Source organism: Nocardioides sp. SYSU D00038, assembly GCF_016924665.1.
GTDB lineage: Bacteria > Actinomycetota > Actinomycetes > Propionibacteriales > Nocardioidaceae > Nocardioides.
Genome location: NZ_JAFFJT010000003.1, coordinates 1 through 13,699 on the forward strand (window position 1 = coordinate 1; position 13,699 = coordinate 13,699).

The following is a 13,699-nucleotide window of genomic DNA, read 5'->3' on the forward strand; positions in this document are numbered from 1 at the left end:
CCGTCCGGCTGGCCGGTGGCTCGGTGGCCATCGGCGGCCGGCCGATCGTCCGCGGCGTCGACCTCACGGTCGACGCCGGCGAGTTCGTGGTGGTGCTCGGCGCCAACGGCTCGGGCAAGTCGACGCTGGTGCGCGCGCTCACCGGGCTGCGGCCGCTGGCGAGCGGCAGCCTGGAGCTGTTCGGCACCCCGTTCGACCGGTTCCGCGACTGGCACCGGATCGGGTTCGTGCCCCAGCGGGTCGGCGCCGCCTCCGGCGTCCCGGCCTCGGTGTGGGAGGTGGTGGCCTCGGGCCGGCTCACCCGGCGGCGCCTGCTGCGCCCTCTCTCGGCGGCCGACCGCCGGGCGGTCGACGACGCCCTCGGGGTGGTCGGCCTGCGCGACCGGGCCCGCGACGGCGTCTCCCACCTCTCCGGCGGTCAGCAGCAGCGGGTGCTGATCGCCCGCGCGCTCGCCGGGCAGCCGGAGCTGTTCTTCCTCGACGAGCCCACCGCCGGCGTCGACCAGGCCAACCAGCGCGCCCTCGCCGACGCCCTCGCGCAGCTCAAGGCGCGCGGGGCCACCGTGGTGCTGGTCGCCCACGAGCTCGGCCCGCTCGCACCGCTGGTCGACCGGGCCGTGGTGATGAGCGACGGCCGGATCGTCCGCGACGGGCCACCGGTCGAGGTCGACCACCACGGGCACGACCACCACCACCGGGTCGCCGAGGCCGTCGTCGACCACGCCCCCCGGATCTCCTCCCCGCTGGAGGGCCGGCGATGACCTTCACCGAGCTCTTCACCCTCGACTTCATGCAGCGCGCGCTGATCGCGGCGTTCTTCACCGGTCTCGCCGCCCCCGCGGTCGGCACCTACCTCGTGCAGCGCCGCCTGGCGCTGATGGGTGACGGCATCGGCCACGTCGCCGTCACCGGTGTCGCCCTCGGCCTGCTCACCGGTGCCTCCCCGACCTGGACCGCCGTGGCGGTCGCCGTGCTCGGTGCGGTCGTCATCGAGGTGATCCGCGAGCGCGGCAACACCAACGGCGACGTCGCGCTCGCGCTGCTGTTCTACGGCGGCCTGGCCGGCGGCGTGCTCATCACCGGCATCGCCGGCGAGAGCGCCTCGGTGCTGCAGGGCTTCCTCTTCGGTTCGATCACCACCATCAACGTGACCGACATCGTGGTGGTGATGGTGCTGGCCGCGGTCACCGCACTGGTGTGCGTTGGCCTGTCGCCGCAGCTGTTCGCGGTGGCGCAGGACCAGGAGTTCGCCCAGGTCGCCGGGCTGCGGATCCGCTACTACAACCTGCTGGTGGCCGTGCTCGCGGCGGTGAGCGTGACCGTCGCGATGCGGACGGTCGGGCTGCTGCTGGTCTCGGCGCTCATGGTGGTGCCGGTCGCCACCTCCCAGCAGCTCACCCGGTCGTTCCGCACCACCCTGGGCGCGGCGATGGTGCTCGGCGTCCTCGCCTCCGTCGGCGGGCTGGTGCTCTCGGCCTGGGCATCGTTCCACGCGACCGTCGCGCCCGGCCCCACGATCGTGCTGCTCTCGCTGGCCGGCTTCGTCACCACCTGGCCGGTGGGGGCCTGGCTGCGCCACCGGCGCCGGCTGACCGCGCCGTTCCCGGCGGTCGACGACGTGCCCGTCGAGCGGGTCGACGAGCAGCACCCCCACGACCACGGCCCCGACTGCGGGCACGTCGCCGTGCCGCACGGCGACCACGTCGACTACGTCCACGACGGCCACCGCCACGCGGTGCACGGAGGCCACTATGACGAGCACTGACGGGAGCTCCGGGGGCCTGCGTCCGACCCGCCAGCGGCTGGCGGTGGTCGAGGCGATGACCTCCTTCGACGACTTCCGCTCCGCCCAGGACATCCACGAGCTGCTCGCCCGCCGCGGCGACCCCGTGGGCCTGGCCACCGTCTACCGCACGCTGCGCGGCCTCGCCGACGCCGGCCAGGTCGACGTGCTGCGCACGGAGGACGGTGAGGCGGTCTACCGCCGCTGCTCCGACACCCACCACCACCACCTGGTCTGCCGCACCTGCGGGCGGACCGTCGAGGTGGAGGGCCCGGCCGTGGAGCGCTGGACCCGCGCCATCGCCGACGGCCACGGCTTCACCGAGGTCAGCCACACCCTCGAGGTCTTCGGCACCTGCCCCGACTGCGTCTGAGGGATCAGCCCGGCTGGGGAGTCGGCTGGGGGTTCGGCTGGGCGCCGCCGTAGCGCCGGTCGCGGCGGGCGTACTCGTCGATCGCGGCCCACAGGTGCCGCCGGTCGACGTCGGGCCACAGCACGTCGGTGAAGACCAGCTCGCTGTACGCCGCCTGCCACAGCAGGAAGTTCGAGAGCCGCTGCTCCCCCGAGGTGCGCCAGACCAGGTCGGCGTCGGAGACCTCGGGCACGTAGAGGTGGCGGGCGAACACCTTCTCGTCGATCTTCTCGGGATTGAGCCGACCGGCAGCCACCTCGCGGGCGATCGCCCGGGCCGTGTCGGCGAGCTCGGCGCGGCCGCCGTAGTTGACGCACATGGTCAGCGTCAGCACGTCGTTGTCGCGGGTCAGCTCCTCGGCCACCTGGAGCTCCTTGATGACCGAGCGCCACAGGCGGGGCGCCCGGCCGGCCCAGCGCACCCGCACCCCCAGCTCGTGCATCTCGTCGCGGCGGCGGCGGATCACGTCGCGGTTGAAGCCCATGAGGAACTTGACCTCGTCGGGTGAGCGCGACCAGTTCTCGGTGGAGAAGGCGTAGGCCGAGATCGCCCGCACGCCGATCTCGATGGCCCCCTCGACGACGTCGAACAGCGAGCTCTCGCCCTCCTCGTGGCCCCGGGTGCGGGGCAGGCCCCGCTCCTTGGCCCAGCGGCCGTTGCCGTCCATCACCACCGCGACGTGCCGCGGCACCAGCTCCCGGGGAACCGGCGGCGGGGTCGCGCCCGACGGGTGCGGCGTGGGCTGGCGGACGGTGCGCTTCACGATCGGTCAGCGTAGTCCGGGGCGCGGTCGTCGCCGGGCCGGGGCGTCAGCGCTCGACGTGCTCCAGCGAGCGCAGGCCGCGCTCGAGGTGCCACTGGAGGTACGCCGCCACCAGGCCCGACGCCTCGCGGACCGTGCGCGCGTCGGCCGCCTCGACGGTGGACCAGTCGCCGGCGAGCAGCGCGCCCATCAGCCGGATGGTGTCGGGCGCCGGCGAGGCCGAGCCCGGCACCCGGCAGGTCGCGCAGAGCATCCCGCCCATCGCGGGGTTGAACCAGCGGTGCGGCCCCTCCAGCCCGCAGTGGGCGCAGGCGCGGAACGACGGCGCGTAGCCAGCCACCGAGAGCGAGCGCAGGAGGTAGGAGTCGAGCACGTGGCCGGGACGGCGCAGCCCCGACGCCATCGCGCGCAGCCCCCCGACGAGCAGCAGGAACTGCTGCACCGCGGGCTCGCCCTCCTCGGAGACCAGCCGCTCGGCGGTCTCGAGCATCACGGTGCCGGCGGTGTAGCGCTCGTAGTCGTGGCCGAGCTCGGCCGAGAACGGGCTGAGCGTCTCGGCCTGGGTGATCGTGTCGAGGTTGCGCCCCTCGGCCAGCTGGAGGTCGACGTGGGTGAACGGCTCGAGGCGCGAGCCGAACCGCGACGACGTCCGGCGCACGCCCTTGGCCACCGCGCGCACCCGCCCCCGACCCCGGGTCAGGAGGGTGATGATGCGGTCGGCCTCACCCAGCTTGTGGGTGCGCAGCACGATCGCCTCGTCGCGGTAGAGAGGCACCCCACCATTCTGCCGGGCTCAGGAAGTCACCCGGCGGCGGCGCACCGCGGGCGCGGCCTCCAGGCAGCCGAGCACGAACTCCACCGCGGCCCGGTTGAGCCGCTCCGGGCGCAGCCGCCACTCCACGATCGAACGGGCCCGCACGAACGTCGCGTGCGGCAGCTCCTCGGCGAGCATCGCCGCGTCGGCGGCGGGGTGCACCGGGTCGGCGGGGTGGCCCACCACCAGCGCCGGCGCGGTGATCGCGCGGCGCTCGGCCGACGACGGCGCGGCCCGCCCGAAGAACAGGCCGTGCACGACGGCGGCCATCGAGTCGGCGCGCTGGTCGAGCGTGTCGAGCGCGATGCCGGCCCAGAACGGCACGACGCCGCGGGGCACCGGGCGGGTGATCCGCCGCAGGCCGTTGACGGTGAACGGCAGGAACCGGGCGGCGAACAGCAGCGGCCCGAAGGCGAGGATCGCCGCCTCCACCGCGTTGTCGAGCACCGGCATCTCCAGCACCAGCCCGGCCACCCGCTCCGGGGCGAGCACCGCCACCTCGAGCGAGACGTTGGCGCCCAGCGAGGTGCCGCCCACGACGGCGCGCTCCGCGCCGAGGTGGTCGAGCAGTGCCACCACCTGGCGGCCGAACGCGGTCGCGGAGTAGACCCGCGGGTCGGCGGGCCGGTCGGAGCGGCCGTGCCCGAGCAGGTCGACGGTGACCACGTGCAGCCCCTCGGCGGCCAGGGCCCGGGCCAGCGGCTGGTGCATCCGCCGCGGCATCAGCTGGCTGTGGACCAGCACCACCCACGCGTCGCCGGCGCCGTACTCGGTGTACTCCAGGCGGTCGCGACCGTCGTCGCCGTCGAGGAAGAGCTGGCCGACCCGCTCGGAGACAAGCATGCAGGCAATCTAGACGAGCGGGCCGGCCGGGCGGCGCGGATCAGTGGCCCGTGGCCCGGTTGACCGCGCTGATCACGGCCTTGAGCGAGGCGGTGACGATGTTGGCGTCGATGCCGACGCCCCACCAGATCTGGTCGCCCACCGAGCACTCGACGTACGCCGCGGCCATCGCGTCGCCGCCGGCGCTGAGCGCGTGCTCGGCGTAGTCGAGCACCCGGACGTCCCAGCCCTGGGCCGCCGCCTGCTCGAGCCCGTTGATCGCGCTCACGAACGCCGCGATCGGTCCGTTGCCCTCGCCGTGGAGGGTGTGCAGCTCGCCGTCGACGTAGACGTTGACGTCGAGCGCGTCCTTCTCGCCGGCCGCGCTGGAGGTGTGCACCGAGTTGAGCTGGAGCGGCGTCACCCGGTCGAGGTACTCGCTGCGGAACACCTCCCAGATCGCCTCGGGCGTCATCTCGCCGCCCTCGGCGTCGGTGCGCTCCTGCACGACCCGGCTGAACTCGATCTGCGCGCGCCGCGGCAGGTCGAGCTTGTGCTCGGCCTTGAGGATGTAGGCCACGCCGCCCTTGCCGGACTGGCTGTTGACCCGGATCACGGCCTCGTAGGTGCGGCCGACGTCCTTGGGGTCGATCGGCAGGTACGGCGCCTCCCACGGCAGCTCGCCGACGGGCACGCCCTGCTCGGCCGCCCGGCGGTCGAGGTCCTCGAGCCCCTTCTTGATCGCGTCCTGGTGGGAGCCGGAGAACGCCGTGTAGACCAGGTCGCCGGCGTAGGGGTGGCGCGGGTGCACCGGCAGCTGGGTGCAGTACTCGACCGTGCGGCGGATCTCGTCGATGTCGCTGAAGTCGATCATCGGGTCGACGCCCTGGCTGAACAGGTTCATGCCGAGGGTGACCAGGCAGACGTTGCCGGTGCGCTCGCCGTGCCCGAACAGGCAGCCCTCGACCCGGTCGGCGCCGGCCATCATCGCCAGCTCGGTGGCGGCGACGGCGGTGCCGCGGTCGTTGTGGGGGTGCAGGCTGATCACGGTGTTCTCGCGGCGGGTCAGCTGGCGCGAGAACCACTCGATCTGGTCGGCGTAGACGTTCGGGGTGGCCGACTCGACGGTGGCGGGCAGGTTGAGGATGATCTCGCGGCCGTCCTCGGGCTGCCAGACGTCGCTGACGGCCTCGCAGACCTCGAGCGAGAACGGCAGCTCGGTGGAGGTGAAGATCTCCGGGCTGTACTCGTAGCCGATCACCGTGGCGTCGAGGTAGGACTCGACGTTCTTCATCACGATCTCGGTGCCGCGGGTGGCGATGTCCTTGATCTCGTCGTTGCTCGCGTGGAACACGACCCTGCGGAACAGCGGCGCCAGCGCGTTGTAGAGATGGATGTTGGCCCGGGGCACGCCGACCAGCGACTGCACGCTGCGCTCGATCAGGTCCTCGCGGGCCTGGGTCAGCACGCTGATCGTCACGTCGTCGGGGATGTGGTCGCCCTCGATCAGCTGGCGCACGAAGGAGAAGTCGGTCTCGGAGGCGGCCGGGAAGCCGACCTCGATCTCCTTGTAGCCCATCTTCACGAGCAGGTCGAACATCGTCATCTTGCGCGCCGGGCTCATCGGGTCGATGAGCGCCTGGTTGCCGTCGCGCAGGTCGGTGGAGAGCCAGCGCGGCGCGGCGGTGATGGTCCGGTTCGGCCAGGTGCGGTCGGGCAGGTCGATCGGCGGGAAGGGGCGGTAGCGCTCGAAGGGCATGCCGCTGGTCTGCTGGTTGCTGCTACGGATGGTCATGAGGTCCTCGGGGTCTGCTGGTGGTGTTCAGCGGCCGGCGCGCACACTCACTCCGCAGCGAGGGGGTCCGGCTCTGGCTCAGACCTCGCTGCGGCAGCGAAGGAGGAGGTGCGCGTACGTCATGACGAGCCCCACGCTAGCGCATCCGCCAGGTCGGCGCTGGGTGAGGTGGGGGAAGCCGTTGCTCGGGTCCCTCCGGTGGTGGCTCGGGGCGCCCGCGCGCCTACCTGGTCGGGTCTCGCGTATCGCTGGTTGAGGAGGGACGAAGTCCCTCAGTCGTTGCCCAGCCAGACACCAGCCCTCCCGCAACCACACATGCGGGCAACCCAGGTTTCGCCGAGCCGGCGGTAATTAAAGACGACGCGGCGCAAAACCCACCCCCCACCACCGGGGGGGGACCCCCCCCCCCACCCCCCCCGGGGGCAACCCCCGGTTTCGCCGCGCCGTCGTTAATTAACGCCGGCTCGGCGATACCCGAGCCCACATCCGGTGGGGACGGAGGGCGTTCGGCCGACGGGGGTTCTAGACAGTCACCAGCGCGACTTCCTCAACCAGCGAGCGCTGGGTGAGGTGGGAGGAGTGCTGGCGACGAGCGTCGGAACGAGCCAAGAGGGTCTCGTTCACTGGCAGCGGCGGCGGCGACTCAGCCGCCGTTCGCACCCCGTCGACAGGGGCCTGCTCACCGCCGCCCGGCCCGCGCCGGCGGCGGTGACTCAGCCGCCGTTCGCACCCCGTCGACGGGGGCCTGCTCACCGCCGCTCGGGCCGCCGCCCCGGCGCCAGCAATCAGCCACGAAAAAAGTTCGCGAGACCCGTAACCCACCCCGGAACCCCTCGTTGTGATGGTCAGAGCCACGGGATCTGCTCCCTCCCTTTCGATCCCCTGGCCGCTGTCCCGGCCCCTCCCGGCCGGCAGACGCACAGGAGCCCGACCACCCTCCCTCCCGGTCGGGCTCTCGTGCATTTCCGGGCCCGGACACGACGAGAGCCCCCCGTCCCGGGCGGGACGGAGGGCTCTCGAGGTGGTGCGGGTCAGCGCCCCAGACGCGCCAGCTTGCGGTCGGCCTCCTCGGGGGTGAGGCCGGCGGCGAGCTGCTCGGCCCACCAGGCGTCGACCCGGCGGTTCACGGCGTCGACGGGACCGTTGAACAGCGAGCCCTGCGGGCCGACGTAGCGGGACTCGCCCGGACCGACCGTCAGCAGGACGTCGGCCGGCACGTGCCACACCCCCGGGATGTACGGCGCGGACGCCGACGCGATGCCCTCGGGCGCCTCGTCCGCGGGGGCGTCGGCCGGGGCCTCGGCGGCGGCCAGGCGTGGTTGGGGGGCCGGACCGTCCTCGGCGACCAGCGCCGACGCGCCGCCGGTGGCGACGACGGCCACGGAGCCGGCGACCAGGCAGGTCGCGGCGATCCCGGTGGCGATCCGGTGAGTGGTCCTCATGGGGTTTCTCCTTCGGCTGTGCGGTGTCTGACGCATTCGAGACGCCGAGGCCCCCCTCGAGGTTTCACCTCAGCAGGGGTCGGCCGCGAAGACGCACATCCCGTCGACCACGGGCCGCACCCGGCCGGCCAGCCAGTCGCCCACCGAGCCGGCCGGACGCGCGGTCGCCGACGAGGTGTGGTCGAGGAGCACCGCGTTGCCGACCCGGACGGCGAGCACCGACTCGGTGCGGCTCCCGGCGGAGACGACGAAGGCCCAGGACTCCTCGGCACCCGCCCCGCGGACGTCGTCGGCGACCGCCGCCTCGCGACCGTCCGGCCCCTCGCCGCAGACGCCGGCGGTCTGGCGCACCTCGGCCAGGGCCGCACCGGCCCCGGCGGGGTCGGCGTAGACGAGCAGCAGCCGGTCCTCGCGGGAGCCGCGCGCTCCGTCACCCACTGCCAGCCGCAGGTCGGAGACGCCGGGCGGCAGGCCCGGCACCCACTGCGCCTCGCCGCAGGAGAGGCTGCTGCGCACCGCGTCGACGTCGTCGAGGTCGCTCACGACCGGGCGGCCGCCCGCGGTCGTCATGCCCGCCGTGACGTCGAGTCCGGCCGGCACGCGGGAGAGCCACGGCCCGCCGGGCCCCGGGTCGGTCGCGACGCTGCTCGAGGCCGAGCGCGGCCCGGGTCCGTCGGCGACCGGCGTGCCGCCACCGCCCGCGCCGGCGACGAGGAAGGTAGGCACCGCGACCAGCGCCGCGGTGCCGAGGGCGGCCCCCAGCGCCGTCCGGGTGCGACGGCGGGACAGGTCCTGCCCGCGCCGGCGGACCTCCGCGGCCGGCGGCAGGTCCCACACCGGCGGGTCAAGGTCGTCGAGGGGCGGCCAGCGCTCAGCCACGGCGGCACTCCTCCACCACGCGGGCACCCGGGCCGCCCTCCGGCGGCGGGTCGTCACCGAGGATCTCCGCGAGCGCCGCGCGGCCGCGGCGGAGCCGGGTCTTCACCGTGTTCACCGGCACCCCCAGCTCGGCGGCGACGTCCTGCACGGGCAGGTCGGCGAGGTGGTGCAGCACGACCACCTGCCGCTGCGCCTCGGGGAGCCGGCGCAGCGCCTCGACCACGGCGACGTAGGTCTCGCTCGGCCCGGCGACGGTGCCGGTGCCCTGGAGCGCCCGGTCCGGCGCCCGGCGGCCACGGACCGCGCGTCGCCAGCGGCTCACCGCGAGGCGGTACGCCGTGGTGCGCACCCAGGCCTCGGGGTGCTGCACGTGGGCGAGCGAGCGCCGTGCGGTCCAGGCCCGGGCGAACGCCTCCTGCACGCACTCCTGCGCCTCGTCGCGGTCGCCGATCATGGCGTAGACCTGACTCGTGATCCGCTGCGCGGAGGCGGCGTAGAACTCGTCGAAGTCATGCTCGTCCATCGGCTCCCGTTCACGTGGCCGCCCCACGGCAGGCGGCTCCTGACCACGTGACGCCTGGGGAGGCCGTCAGGTTTCACCGGGGCCGCGACCGATCGTCCTACGCTGGCCGGGTGACCCGGCTGCTCGTCGTACACCACTCCCCCACGCCGACGGTGCAGCGGCTCACCGACGCGGTGGTGGCCGGCGCCCAGGACGACGCGATCACCGGCGTCGAGGTCGTGGTGCGGCCGGCGCTGGAGGCGACGGCCGACGAGGTGCTCGGCGCCGACGGCTACCTGCTCGGCACGCCCGCCAACTTCGGCTACATGTCCGGCGCGCTCAAGCACTTCTTCGACACGATCTTCCTCGAGGCGGGCGGCGAGCTGGCCGACGACGGTGCCGCGACCGGCGGCGGGGGCGGCGGCAGGAAGCCGTACGGGCTGTGGGTCCACGGCCGCTACGACACCACCGGAGCGGTGCGCTCGGTGCAGTCGATCGTGCAGGCGCTGCCGTGGGCGCAGTCGGCGGCGGTCCTGGAGGTGCTCGGCGACGTGGGCGAGCAGCACACCGACGCGGCGTACGAGCTCGGCGGCACCCTGGCAGCCCTGCTGGCCGGCTAGCCCGCGACCCCAGATGTGGGGGTTACATCGCTGTCATTCACCAGATATGGTGCTCGAGCAGCTGGTCCGCCACGTCCGCCAGGCGTGGTGGGGCAAGAGGGAACCCGGTGGAAGTCCGGGACTGCCCCGCAGCGGTGAGTGGGAACGACCGCCGTCACCAAGCACTGGACCACCGAGCACCACGGGTCTGGGAAGCGACGGCCAGTAGGGGTCGACCGAGCGATCGGGAGGCGCGCCCACGAGTCCGAAGACCTGCCAGCGCGCCGCACCCGCCGGGTGCGGTGGTCGGAGGCTGCGTGGGACGGCCGACGGCTCGCCGACGACGGCCCTCCGGCCGCCGCGTGCGCGCTCCGTCACCCCCCTCGCGAACCCGACCGGTCCCGACCGATCTCGCGAGGAGAGAGAAGTGACGGTCACCGAGACACCAGGGCGCACCTCCATGCAGGTGCGCAAGCGCAACGGCGACACCGAGCCCGTCGACGTCAACAAGATCGTCCGTGCGGTCGACCGCGTCTGCGGCGACCTCGCCGACGTTGACCCGATGCGGGTCGCCACCCGCACCATCAGCGGCCTCTACGACGGCGCGACCACCGCCGAGCTGGACCGGCTGTCGATCCAGACGGCGGCCGAGATGATCGGCGAGGAGCCGCAGTACTCGCGGCTCGCCGCCCGGCTGCTGGCCGGCTACGTCGACAAGGAGGTGCGCGGGCAGGGCGTGATGTCGTTCAGCCAGTCGGTCTCGCTCGGCCACGCCGAGGGGACGATCGGCGACGACACCGCGGCGTTCGTCAAGGACAACGCCCGCAAGCTCGACTTCGCGATCGACCCGGACGCCGACCGGCGGTTCGAGTACTTCGGGCTGCGCACGGTCTACGACCGCTACCTGCTGCGCCACCCCACGACCCGCCAGGTCACCGAGACTCCGCAGTACTTCCTGCTGCGGGTGGCGTGCGGCCTGGCCCGCACCCCGGGCGAGGCGATCGAGTTCTACCGGCTGATGAGCTCGCTGGCCTACCTGCCCAGCAGCCCCACGCTGTTCAACTCCGGCACCCGGCACACCCAGATGAGCTCGTGCTACCTCGTCGACAGCCCCCGCGACGACCTCGACTCGATCTACTCCCGCTACCAGCAGGTCGCCCGGCTCTCGAAGTTCGCCGGCGGCATCGGCATCGCCTTCTCGAGGGTGCGCTCGCGGGGTGCCCTCATCCGGGGCACCAACGGTCAGTCCAACGGCATCGTCCCGTTCCTGCGCACCCTCGACTCCTCCGTCGCCGCGGTCAACCAGGGCGGGCGGCGCAAGGGTGCGGCGTGCGTGTACCTCGAGCCGTGGCACCCCGACATCGAGGAGTTCCTCGAGCTGCGCGACAACACCGGCGAGGACGCCCGCCGCACCCACAACCTCAACCTCGCCAACTGGGTGCCCGACGAGTTCATGCGCCGGGTCGAGGCCGACGCGGAGTGGTCGCTCATCGATCCCGACCAGGCGCCGGAGCTGCCCGACCTGTGGGGCCCGGCCTTCGACGCGGCGTACCGGGCGGCCGAGGAGGAGGGCCGGTTCGTCCGACGGGTCCGGGCCCGCGAGCTCTACGGCAGGATGATGCGCACGCTGGCCCAGACCGGCAACGGCTGGATGACGTTCAAGGACGCCGCCAACCGCACCTGCAACCAGACGAGCGACCCCGTCGCCGGTTCCCCGGGCGGCCCGGTCGTCCACCTCTCGAACCTCTGCACCGAGATCATCGAGGTCTCCTCCGACCGTGAGACCGCCGTGTGCAACCTCGGCTCGGTCAACCTCGCCCAGCACCTCACCGCCGACCGCTCCGACGTCGACTGGGACCGGCTGCGCGCGACGGTGCGCACGGCGGTGCCGCTGCTCGACCGGGTCATCGACGTCAACTACTACCCCAGCGAGGAGTCGGCGGCCTCCAACCCCCGCTGGCGCCCGGTGGGGCTGGGCCTGATGGGGCTGCAGGACGTGTTCTTCGCGCTCCGCCTGCCCTTCGACTCCGCGGAGGCGCGCGCCCTGTCGACCAGGGTGCAGGAGGAGATGTACCTGACGGCGCTGGAGGTCTCGTGCGAGCTCGCGCGCCGGCACGGCCCCCACCCGGCGTACGCCGGGACCCGGGCCGCGCAGGGGGTCCTCCAGCCCGACCACTGGCCGGTGACCCCGACCCAGACCGAGCGCTGGGCCGCGGTGCGGGCGGCGATCGCCGAGCACGGGCTGCGCAACTCCCTGCTGGTCGCCATCGCACCCACCGCCACCATCGCCAGCATCGCCGGCTGCTACGAGTGCATCGAGCCGCAGGTCTCCAACCTGTTCAAGCGCGAGACGCTCTCCGGGGAGTTCCTCCAGGTCAACAGCGCGCTGGTGGGCGAGCTGAAGGCACGTGGCCTCTGGACCCCCGAGGTCCGGGAGGCGATCAAGCGGGCGGAGGGCTCGGTGCAGGGCATCGAGGCGCTGCCGGACGACGTCCGCGCGCTGTTCCGCACCGCGTGGGAGCTCCCCCAGCGGGCGCTGATCGATATGGCCGCCGAGCGCTCGGCGTACATCGACCAGAGCCAGTCGCTCAACCTCTTCATCGCAGGACCGTCGATCGGGAAGCTCAGCTCGATGTACCTGCACGCGTGGAAGTCGGGTCTCAAGACGACCTACTACCTCCGGTCGCGCCCGGCGACCCGCATCCAGCAGACGACGGTCTCGGCCCTGCCGTCCGCCGTCGCCCCCACCACCCCCCTGACCACCATCCCCAGCGACACCGACGCCGAGGCGCTCGCGTGCTCGCTCGAGAACCCCGAGACCTGCGAGGCCTGCCAGTGACCACCACCGCCAGCGACCACACCGAGACCCGGATGCTGCTCGACCCGGGCATGAACCTCACCCTGCGGCCGATGCGCTACCCGCACTTCTACGACCGCTACCGCGACGCCATCAAGAACACCTGGACCGTCGAGGAGGTCGACCTCCACTCCGACCTCAAGGACCTCCAGCGACTCACCGACGCCGAGCGCCACCTCGTCTCGCGGCTGGTCGCGTTCTTCGCCACCGGCGACACGATCGTGGCCAACAACCTGGTGCTCAACCTCTACCAGCACATCAACTCCCCCGAGGGCCGGCTCTACCTCAGCCGGCAGCTCTTCGAGGAGGCGGTGCACGTGCAGTTCTACCTGACCCTGCTCGACACCTACGTCCCGGACGACAGGGAGCGCCACGAGGCGTTCGCCGCCGTCGACAACATCCCGTCCATCAAGGCGAAGGCCGACTTCTGCTTCACCTGGATCGACTCGGTCTTCGAGCTGCAGGAGCTGCGCGGGCAGGACGACCGGCGCGCCTTCCTGCTGAACCTGATCTGCTTCGCGGCGGTGATCGAGGGGCTGTTCTTCTACGGCGCGTTCGCCTACGTCTACTTCCTGCGCTCGCGGGGGCTCCTCAACGGCCTGGCCTCCGGCACCAACTGGGTGTTCCGCGACGAGTCGATGCACATGGCCTTCGCCTTCGACGTCGTCGACACCGTCCGCCAGGAGGAGCCGGACCTCTTCGACGACCGGATGGCCGAGCAGGTGCGGCAGATGCTGATCGACGGCGTGGACGCCGAGGCGCAGTTCGCGGAGGACCTGCTCGGCGGCGGTGTCGCCGGCCTCTCCACCGCGGACATGCGTGCCTACCTCGAGCACGTCGCCGACCGCCGGATGGAGCGGCTCGGGCTGCCCGTCATCTACGGGTCGAAGAACCCGCTCGCGTTCATGGAGCTCCAGGACGTGCAGGAGCTGTCGAACTTCTTCGAGCGCAAGGTGTCGGCCTACCAGGTCGGTGTCTCGGGGTCGGTGGGCTTCGACGAGGAGTTCTGACCCGCCACCGATGCGCGCCCC

Annotated in this window: 13 protein-coding genes and 1 riboswitch; of the genes, 6 read left to right on the top strand and 7 right to left on the bottom strand. The window is 72.9% G+C overall.

The features are described 5' to 3' along the window. From JT721_RS00135 to JT721_RS00145, 3 genes are all read left to right on the top strand, one after another. The coding region (locus JT721_RS00135; protein WP_205470860.1) for a metal ABC transporter ATP-binding protein at nucleotides 1-761 on the top strand (761 nt) is incomplete at its 5' end. Beyond that, nucleotides 758-1,765, top strand: coding sequence for a metal ABC transporter permease (locus tag JT721_RS00140; RefSeq protein ID WP_205470861.1), 1,008 nt, complete (start codon nucleotides 758-760; stop codon nucleotides 1,763-1,765). The genes JT721_RS00135 and JT721_RS00140, both read left to right, overlap by 4 nt. Beyond that, on the top strand, nucleotides 1,752-2,156 hold the full coding sequence (locus tag JT721_RS00145; protein WP_205470862.1) for a Fur family transcriptional regulator: 405 nt from the start codon (nucleotides 1,752-1,754) through the stop codon (nucleotides 2,154-2,156). Before JT721_RS00140 ends, JT721_RS00145 begins: the two co-directional genes overlap by 14 nt. Nucleotides 2,157-2,160: 4 nt before the next feature. Here JT721_RS00145 and JT721_RS00150 read toward each other — a convergent pair whose 3' ends face one another. The 7 genes from JT721_RS00150 to JT721_RS00180 all read right to left on the bottom strand — a co-directional run bounded on the left by JT721_RS00150 (nucleotide 2,161) and on the right by JT721_RS00180 (nucleotide 9,233). Then, on the bottom strand, nucleotides 2,161-2,958 hold the full coding sequence (locus JT721_RS00150) for an isoprenyl transferase (RefSeq protein WP_374220847.1): 798 nt from the start codon (nucleotides 2,956-2,958) through the stop codon (nucleotides 2,161-2,163). Nucleotides 2,959-3,004: 46 nt separating this feature from the next. After that, nucleotides 3,005-3,733, bottom strand: coding sequence for a DNA repair protein RecO (gene recO, locus JT721_RS00155; protein WP_205470863.1), 729 nt, complete (start codon nucleotides 3,731-3,733; stop codon nucleotides 3,005-3,007). An 18-nt stretch (nucleotides 3,734-3,751) separates the two neighbouring features. Then, entirely contained in the window at nucleotides 3,752-4,615 is an 864-nt protein-coding gene (locus tag JT721_RS00160) for an alpha/beta fold hydrolase (RefSeq protein WP_205470864.1), read from the bottom strand. Between the two features lie 40 nt (nucleotides 4,616-4,655). Next, nucleotides 4,656-6,389 (bottom strand): 2-isopropylmalate synthase, encoded by a 1,734-nt coding sequence (gene leuA / locus JT721_RS00165; RefSeq protein ID WP_205470865.1) that lies wholly within the window; start codon nucleotides 6,387-6,389, stop codon nucleotides 4,656-4,658. A 1,031-nt stretch (nucleotides 6,390-7,420) separates the two neighbouring features. Continuing rightward, on the bottom strand, nucleotides 7,421-7,831 hold the full coding sequence (locus tag JT721_RS00170; protein WP_205470866.1) for a hypothetical protein: 411 nt from the start codon (nucleotides 7,829-7,831) through the stop codon (nucleotides 7,421-7,423). A 69-nt stretch (nucleotides 7,832-7,900) separates the two neighbouring features. Beyond that, nucleotides 7,901-8,710: a hypothetical protein gene (locus tag JT721_RS00175; RefSeq protein WP_205470867.1), complete on the bottom strand. Its 810-nt coding sequence runs from the start codon at nucleotides 8,708-8,710 to the stop codon at nucleotides 7,901-7,903. Next, nucleotides 8,703-9,233, bottom strand: a complete 531-nt coding sequence (locus tag JT721_RS00180) for an RNA polymerase sigma factor (protein WP_205470868.1) — start codon at nucleotides 9,231-9,233, stop codon at nucleotides 8,703-8,705. Before JT721_RS00180 ends, JT721_RS00175 begins: the two co-directional genes overlap by 8 nt. A 110-nt stretch (nucleotides 9,234-9,343) precedes the next feature. Here JT721_RS00180 and JT721_RS00185 point away from each other — a divergent pair, with 110 nt between their 5' ends. The 3 genes from JT721_RS00185 to JT721_RS00195 all read left to right on the top strand — a co-directional run bounded on the left by JT721_RS00185 (nucleotide 9,344) and on the right by JT721_RS00195 (nucleotide 13,678). Further along, nucleotides 9,344-9,832, top strand: coding sequence for an NAD(P)H-dependent oxidoreductase (locus JT721_RS00185; RefSeq protein WP_205470869.1), 489 nt, complete (start codon nucleotides 9,344-9,346; stop codon nucleotides 9,830-9,832). Between the two features lie 45 nt (nucleotides 9,833-9,877). Next, nucleotides 9,878-10,107: riboswitch (cobalamin riboswitch) on the top strand. Nucleotides 10,108-10,238: 131 nt separating this feature from the next. Beyond that, entirely contained in the window at nucleotides 10,239-12,650 is a 2,412-nt protein-coding gene (locus JT721_RS00190; protein WP_205470870.1) for a ribonucleoside-diphosphate reductase subunit alpha, read from the top strand. Further along, nucleotides 12,647-13,678: a ribonucleotide-diphosphate reductase subunit beta gene (locus JT721_RS00195; RefSeq protein WP_307827714.1), complete on the top strand. Its 1,032-nt coding sequence runs from the start codon at nucleotides 12,647-12,649 to the stop codon at nucleotides 13,676-13,678. The genes JT721_RS00190 and JT721_RS00195 overlap by 4 nt, the downstream gene beginning before the upstream one ends. The last annotated feature ends 21 nt before the right edge of the window (nucleotides 13,679-13,699 follow it).